The following is a 7,594-nucleotide window of genomic DNA, read 5'->3' as shown; positions in this document are numbered from 1 at the left end:
GTTGAGCTCTAAATCGGCGAATGTTCCGTCAATAAGATTCGACGCGATATACTCTTCATTGCGATCCTCGATGAAGGCGTAGGTGTCGTCCCATGCGGCCCAATCGAACGTTATAGTATCTATATGAGAAATTTCTCCTGCTAATGCGTTCGTGACCTGTTCAACATTCTGGCGGGTATGCTCTTCCTCCAGCTCGATGAAACTGCTCAGTATGAAGATTTGTGAAATGGCAAAAAGAACGACGACCATAAAGACGATTGCCGCGCCTATCGTGATCAGGACCTTCTTCTGCAGTGTCATGTAGAAACAGACGTTTCTAGTTACGATATAAAACTATCCATTTTTGTAATTAATATTATCAAATTTTTAAGTTACGTGCGCATTGTTATCTAAAAAGATTTCAACTATTCGAAGATTTTTTTGAAAAATTGGCAACTTACGAATAAGAATTGCTTAAAAAACTGGATGAAGATGCCACCTCAATGATCCATCAGATGAGTAGTACTCCAAGAGGAACGCATATGTCGAGAGTATTCTTCATTCATGCCGTCGTTCCATTCGTTCTCGCACCGCAGCCACTATTATCGGGAATGCAATGGTGGCATCGCAGTAAAGCGTAACGGCCTTTGCGGTCTCGCCGATTTTACCCCACGATTTCGCCTCGTCCAATGTGGCACCGCTCAAGCTGCCGTCCTCTGGCGTACTCGTGGTTATCTGTATCGCGTAATCCAAGCCCTCCTGTTCCTCTGCTCGCGGTGCGATTAACGCAGATTGGAATATAAAATTCTTTGGCACGCCACCGCCGAGTATTATTGCACCCGTGCGTTTTGCTTCGCTGAAGAGATCGATCAGCTCCTTCATGTCATCGAATGCATCAACCTCCAAGGAGCCAGCCTGTTTGTAAAGCCACGCATGGAGTCCAATCATAGAATCGGCAAGAGCCGGGCAGAATACTGGGATATCATTGTCCACGGCGCTCCGTAACATCGAATTTCTATCCGAAAGTTCCCTTCCAATCGCCGTGAGTAGTTCCCGTATGCTGTATCTTCGAGACTCGAGCTGCTCGAACACGCCTCGTAAAAACTCCTCCAATCGCGCAAAGGCCTCATCGTGCACCATCACGTCATAGATTCTGTCTATCCCCTGCTTTCTGAGCCTGACGTCATCTACCGCTTCACCCCCCGTGGCCCGGTCAACATCGCCGCCCAGATAGTGATGCTCGCCGAGCGTTTCTATAATGTCGTGCACGAGGTTCGCGCCGGTCGTTACCACGACGTCCACGTACCGATCACGAATCAGCCCTGAGAGTACGCTTCGCATCCCTGCCGGGACCAGCGCACCGGAGACGCCCATAAACTTCGTCGTTTCTTCGTTCAGCATCGCCTCGTATATGTCCACCGCCTTTGCCAATCTACCAGCGCCAAAGGCGCATCCTCGTAATCCCGTCACCAGTTCGTCTACACTTGTATGCGCCCCTATCTCAACCCCTTTCACTTCTCGCAATCCCGCTAAATGCTTTGAAGCCTCTTCGCCACTCATTTTCCTGTTCTACATCTACAATAAAGAAACAGAACAAAACCACAAAAAGGATCAGGACACAGAAAGTATCCATTTTAATAGATAAGAAAGAGAAAGTAAAGTCACCGTAGAGGATGTGAGTAGCGAGGGGCTGTAGGGTAGCCAGGCATCCTTCCAGCTCGGGGAGCTGGTAACCGGAGTTCAAATCTCCGCAGCCCCATCCATGTTCCCTCAGCGTACGTAAAGAGAAGAGGTGAGAGATGAGATGAGCGTATCGAACTATGCGAATGTATATGCACGGATAAGAGCTCGGGTGGGCGATATTATAGACGAGGGGAGGTTACGAGAGCTTGTAGATGCTCGTCCAGGAGAGTTCCTCTCGTTACTCATGGATACCGCGTATAAAGAGAAATTAGCGAAAGCGGGGTTGACAACGGTAGACGCGCGCGGCATAGAAATCGCGTTGAAGGATGAACTCGTCGACCAGTATCAAATGGTACTCAGATCCACAAAAGGAGCGACACGGGACATTTTTGAAGAGATCCTTAGACGGTTAGAGGTGAAGAATCTCAAAGCGATTATACGGGCGAAAGCTGCTGCCGCGCGAACACGAGGTCCCGAAGACATTCTAATTTTTCCCGTTGAAGATATTTTCAAGCGCAGAATAAGCAAATTGAAGGATTATAACTCGCTAGATGAAGTACTGAGCCACGTAGAGAGTCCGTATAGAGACGCTCTGGAAAGCGTGCTACTCGAGTACGAGGAAACGGATCGGCTATTCGTCCTTGAGAAGTCGCTTGATGAGGAACTCTGCGGCGCGATCTGGGATAAAACCGACAAGTTAAGGAGGATCGATAAGGAGATCGTAAAGAAAATAGTGGGGTCGGAATTGGATTTCGTGAATCTCATGACGGTGCTGCGATGCAAAGCCGAAGGGATAGCGGAAGATGAACTGCGAGATTACTTATTGCCCTACTCGTACGCCGTTGATTTCACTGCGGCGGCGCTGAATGACTCGGTATCGGCGGAGAATGTCACTGCAGCTATCCGCGCAATGCCCACCTCTGACTATAAGAACGTGTTAACCCGCACAGTGCCCTTGTACGAGTCGGATAGGTCGCTTATTCCCTTCGAGGACGCACTCTGGCGATACTTCTTCGTGACCGTGAAGAAGACTTTGAAGGGCTATCCGATTAATATTGGCACGATCATTGGCTTTCTGTACCTGAAGGAGCTGGAGATACAGAATCTCTGCACCATCGCGGTCTGCAAGGAGAACGACCTACCACCCGAGGAAATCTCAAAACTTGTTCTCTCCTCTTAGGTGAGAAACGCTATGCAGCTTCATTTGGTTATCTAAAAAAATGGTCTTGCAGCGTTGAACGGGATAGATCCGGTAGTTTTTTAATCAGGAAGCCCATCTGGTATACTATGGCTACGGACTGACATTCGGTCTGCCTGAAGTTATAGAGAAAGAGAGAGAGAGAGAAAAGGTGAAAAAACCATGTTTGACGAACCGGTAATAGAGATAAGTACAAGAGATGTAGTCACCATAACGCCTGATACGTCTATAGGGACGGCTATAGGCATTATGGAGAAGAACAAATTTCACAACTTGGTGGTACGTGCGAGTGGGGGGGTATATCTTGTTAACGTTCAGGATCTGCTCCTTGCGTCTAATTCAGACGCACATGTGGATGAATTCATGTTTAAACCGCACAGCGTACGCAAAGACACACCAACTATTGATGCAATCCGTGAACTCATGGACAGTGGTCAGAGAGCGGCTCCGGTGGTTAACGACGATGACGCACTTGTGGGGATTGTCACGGAGTATGACTTTATGAAACGCGGCTCTGAATCCCGCCTCTTAAAAGATGTGCAAGTGCGAAGAATGATGAATCGTAATCCAATCTGTGTAGAAGAGACGGACAGCATTGGTAAAGCTCGCAGTATCATGAGAAAAGACGGTGTAGGTCGCGTTCTTGTAGTTGACGAAATGAGTGATTTACTGGGCATCGTTACCGGCGGCGATATCTTAAAAAAAGTTTACAAGCCAAGACGGCGGATGACTTCTGGCGAGTTTAAAGGCGAGAAAGTGACACGGATGGAGCAGCCGGTTTCGGTCATTATGAATGCGCCGGTGATCACAGCTGATATTGATGCGAATCTCGCTGATGTGGCGAATTTACTGCAGCAGCACGATATTCGTGGTGTGCCAATCGTCAAGGATAGAGTTCCCCGTGGTATCGTCACTATACAGGACATCCTGCGGTATCTGCGCACGCTGAGAGAGGAGGCAATGGTGGAAGTTGAGATTCAGGGCTCGTTCGATGACGAGTATAAGGATCTTGCAGAGCGGATAATCGAGACGGAAGTGCGAAAGATAGCCAAATTCGCCAGACGGATGCAGTGGATAAAGATCGTGATCAAGAAGGAGCATAACCGCGGCGGCGTCCCGTATTATAAGATAAGCGCGCAGGTAAAAACCCCAGATAAATTGTACGTCGGTGGAGCCGAGCCGAAACCCATCAAGACGATCACGGCAACGGCTGAGGACGTGGTGGAAGAGACGAAGGTGAGAAAGCGCCGATGGGACTTTATCGAGGTATTGAAGGATGCTCTGTTATCGGTTGAGCGGCAGATCGAGGAAGACCGTGGGCGGAAACGGACACAGAATCGCAAGGCTCTTGAGAAATAATCAGCTTTTAGGAACCGGGTAACGTTTCAAACACGTTATAAGTTGTAATCCGGCACAGGTATGTTCAAATCGACATCGATTACGTCCAGGTCCGTCACTTCCGCTTCCATTCCGAGCAATGCACTTAAACTCGGCTTTGTTCTTCCTGCATCACCTGATACGAGTTCCTTTACGTATAAGCCGGCATCGCATTTCACCTCTATAACGGCACGACGCGCTTCTGCGGTAAAAGAGACCAAACGTGTGGTAGCCACCTTTCTCTCCCTCACCAAATCTGCTCTTCTATGTGCGACGCGCGTTGGCGTCCGCTGCTCGATCATCGCACCAGATAACGTATCGAGCGCATTTTTCACTGCGATTTCATCGATCATCTCAGGCGTTTTGAACTCCACGGTGGCCTGGTAAGTCTTCTCGGCTTTCGCGTTCTTTAACGCTGCTACCAGCCCCTTTTTCACGTACTGAAGATCAAACACTTTTATTTTGCCTGCGTTCTCGGCATTCACGATCTCCTCAGCAGCTCGCAAGTCTACGTACCGCCGCTGTGGCTCTTTTAGCTCCAGCACAAACGGACGGCCCGACCCAAGCATACAGGCATCGATATCCTCCCGTCCGCATCCGTGCAGCACCATCTCTTCGCCGTGAAACAGTTCTAATAGCGAGCCGCTTATCAGTTCCTCGACGGATTCCGGATACATCTTGCCCGTGAAATTGCACCGCTCGCAACCTTTGCCCCGGCACGCCCTGCAGAACCATCTCGTCTGTGGTATGCCACGCTCGAACTTCAAGTATCGCCCGTAGACAAAAATCGCGTTCGACTGCACCTCGACCGATTCCGTCTGGAGATTGAGCACGACAACGAGCTCCGGCGCGTCAAACTCGGCCCGTTTTCCCGTCTCTCGCTCGATTCGCTTTCCTACCTCTCGATTCAGCTCGGCTTTCAACGGCTCGGCATGCACGGCACCCGCGATCTCCCACAGCAGATCCTCGTTCTCCAGCAGCAGCCCGCTGACCCTTGTGCCCACCAAAAAGGACTCAAACTCATAATCCTTCAGCGTTTCCGATGCTTGTAACCCCCACACATCAAGCTTCTCAAACAGACCGTTACAGACCCAGCATTTACCCTCTTCGGGTCCCTCCCCGCGTTCTTCCAGGGCAGCCCTAAGTATTGCCCCGCGTCGCTCGTTTGAAAGCCCAGAAGCAATCTTTGCGAACTGCCTGCCAAGGCAGTGGTCACAGATAGGCCCCTCTCGTGCTATCTTCTGCGCGCTCTCCAGTAGCTCCTCAGTTTCTAATCCCTGCTCTGCATCGGCATCTTTGCTCGCCATTGTTGGTTGTCCAAAGATTTCTGTAATCTCATTCCTTTTAGTTCTATTGATATATCAGTAGCGCCTATCGTCATGTTACGAGTGCGCGTTTTATGTTACACGGCTATTAGAAATGAAGAGAGGAGAGAGACCGTGTTTCTGTTCGGGCATCTGGGAATAACGCTGGGAATCGCCGTACTGCTCTTCCGCATCTTGAAAATCGAGCCGAACCGCCAGCTTTACGGCGCGGTGCTCGTGGGCGCGATCCTTCCTGATCTGATTGACAAGCCGATCGGAGAGATTATACTGTCACAATCACTCTCAAACGGCAGACTCTTTGCTCACACGCTCCTCTTTGTTCTTATCCTCCTTGTCATCGGCCTGTACGATTATAAGCGAAACGGCGAGCTGTGGGGCGTTATGCTCTGTGGTGCTGCGTTTATACACCTCTGCGAGGATCAGATGTGGCGCACGCCCGAGACGCTCTTGTATCCCGCGTTTGGGTTTGCGTTCCCGCAGGGCATTGTAGAGCTGCACTGGTGGGATTATTTCATAGCAGCGTTTTTCCGTACGTACTCGCTCTCGCCAGAAGCCGCGTACGCTTTCTATTCTGATCTGCTCGGCATAGCCATCCTGCTGCTCTTCGCCTTGCAGTGGCTGAGAACCCAACGGTGGAGCGAGCGGGCGATATCATAAAAAACTCACAGACAGGTCATTTCACCGGGTCATCCCTCACTTCAGTAATGGTTACGAATGTGTTCGCACGTAGAGATAACCAGTAAGTGCAATCAGCCCGATGCTGAACAGAAGTAGCGTGGGCAGCTCGGGGACCGGCTGCTCCGACTCGGGAGTGACCTCGGATCCGATACTGCTCAAGAAGCCGCCTTCACCGGGATCGTTCTGATTGGTGTAGCTAGTTTTGATCCAATTGGCATCGCGTGCAGTAGCGGAGATGCGGACTTCATCGAGGATACCGTCGACATTTTTGCCGCCCTTATTAGCAGAGCACGTGCCGATTTCTAACTCATTGGTGTTTGCGCTCGGTGTGTTAGTTTCATCCGCATTTAATTTCTCAGAGCCGTTGAGATAAATGTAGACTTTATCGGCCGAATTATCAAAAACCGCGACGATATAGTACCACGTTCCCGTGGTTAACCCTGCACCGGTTGTTCGGTGGTGGTCCCCATGTACTACCTCCATTACTATTTCCCCCTCATCGATTCCCATACCATATGCATTTTTGCAGATTACATCGTCTACCCTCGAGGCATGAAATGTCGTGACGTTAACCCATGCTTCGAGCGTGAAACTTCCCGTGATGTCCAAACTGCTGGAAGTCGGAACTTCGATATAACTTCGACCAATTAGAGCATCAAAAAGATCAGCGCCGTCTATCTTCCCCGTGGCGTTTTGATCAACGTAGGTATCATCGAAGACCGATCCGTCATTGTCATACGATGTAGAATCGGTAGATGTTTGATCCTCAGGCTCCTCCAGATGCTGCACCATCCTGTAATTGCTGTCCCAGACCGCTTCGGGATTCTCCTGCGGGCCGCAGCTCGGGTTGCCGTACCACATCCGCAGCGTGTAGCTAGTGCCGGAGGTGAGAGAAGGAATCCGCACCCACGCGACCAAATCGCCCGTCGAGCCGTCAAATTCCTCGATCTCGTGGTCTAACTTCACCGAATTGCCTTCATTGGTGAAGAGGATATCGTCGCCGCCGTCCTGAGCGTCGTCTCTCAAATCGGTATCTGTTATGGAGATGAGCACGGGAAAATCCGTCAGCGAGCCCTGCACCTTGCTGCCGTCGATCGTTATCGTCTTGTAGGAGTTCCACCCAGCGCTCGCCATCGGCACCGTTGCCATAGCCAGAAGAAGCAGCAGCACCGCCGCCGCACCGATCAGCATACCCTTCCACCACGGAAGAATCTTGGTCATAATCAGTACTGGAATGATTTGTTCTAGCAGTATAAAAAACTTCTTATTCTGTTAAGTAAACCAAAAAAGGTTACACATCGATGTATTCGTTTTTATGAGTCCTCTTTTCTTTCTTTTTCTGTAAAGGAGGATT

The 7,594-nt window shown here is 50.1% G+C and carries 7 protein-coding genes and 1 tRNA gene; 4 read left to right on the top strand and 4 right to left on the bottom strand.

Features of this window, described 5'->3' with window-relative positions; all coding sequences use genetic code 11:
- Nucleotides 1-300, bottom strand: a 300-nt coding sequence (locus JW878_08930) for a histidine kinase (protein ID MBN1763178.1), incomplete at its 3' end; no start/stop codon positions are given.
- A 237-nt stretch (nucleotides 301-537) separates the two neighbouring features.
- Nucleotides 538-1,539, bottom strand: coding sequence for a deoxyhypusine synthase (locus JW878_08925; GenBank protein MBN1763177.1), 1,002 nt, complete (start codon nucleotides 1,537-1,539; stop codon nucleotides 538-540).
- A 126-nt stretch (nucleotides 1,540-1,665) separates the two neighbouring features.
- Between JW878_08925 and JW878_08920 the strand changes: the two genes are divergently transcribed.
- The 3 genes from JW878_08920 (at nucleotide 1,666) to JW878_08910 (ending at nucleotide 4,219) form a co-directional block, all read left to right on the top strand.
- A tRNA-Pro gene (locus JW878_08920) sits at nucleotides 1,666-1,738 on the top strand.
- Between the two features lie 45 nt (nucleotides 1,739-1,783).
- Nucleotides 1,784-2,842, top strand: a complete 1,059-nt coding sequence (locus JW878_08915; protein MBN1763176.1) for a V-type ATPase subunit — start codon at nucleotides 1,784-1,786, stop codon at nucleotides 2,840-2,842.
- A 180-nt stretch (nucleotides 2,843-3,022) separates the two neighbouring features.
- Nucleotides 3,023-4,219: a CBS domain-containing protein gene (locus tag JW878_08910; GenBank protein ID MBN1763175.1), complete on the top strand. Its 1,197-nt coding sequence runs from the start codon at nucleotides 3,023-3,025 to the stop codon at nucleotides 4,217-4,219.
- Nucleotides 4,220-4,254: 35 nt separating this feature from the next.
- On the opposite strand, the gene JW878_08905 is transcribed toward JW878_08910, so the two are convergent.
- Nucleotides 4,255-5,544 (bottom strand): tRNA pseudouridine(54/55) synthase Pus10, encoded by a 1,290-nt coding sequence (locus JW878_08905; protein ID MBN1763174.1) that lies wholly within the window; start codon nucleotides 5,542-5,544, stop codon nucleotides 4,255-4,257.
- A 72-nt stretch (nucleotides 5,545-5,616) separates the two neighbouring features.
- Here JW878_08905 and JW878_08900 point away from each other — a divergent pair, with 72 nt between their 5' ends.
- Complete coding sequence (locus JW878_08900) at nucleotides 5,617-6,219, top strand: metal-dependent hydrolase (protein MBN1763173.1); 603 nt, start codon at nucleotides 5,617-5,619, stop codon at nucleotides 6,217-6,219.
- Between the two features lie 51 nt (nucleotides 6,220-6,270).
- Here JW878_08900 and JW878_08895 read toward each other — a convergent pair whose 3' ends face one another.
- Nucleotides 6,271-7,461 (bottom strand): DUF2341 domain-containing protein, encoded by a 1,191-nt coding sequence (locus tag JW878_08895; protein MBN1763172.1) that lies wholly within the window; start codon nucleotides 7,459-7,461, stop codon nucleotides 6,271-6,273.
- Nucleotides 7,462-7,594 lie beyond the last annotated feature (133 nt).

It is taken from the genome of Methanomicrobia archaeon, assembly GCA_016930255.1.
GTDB lineage: Archaea > Halobacteriota > Syntropharchaeia > Alkanophagales > Methanospirareceae > JACGMN01.
Note: the sequence above shows the minus strand (reverse complement) of the source record. Positions and strands in the feature narration are given on the sequence as shown.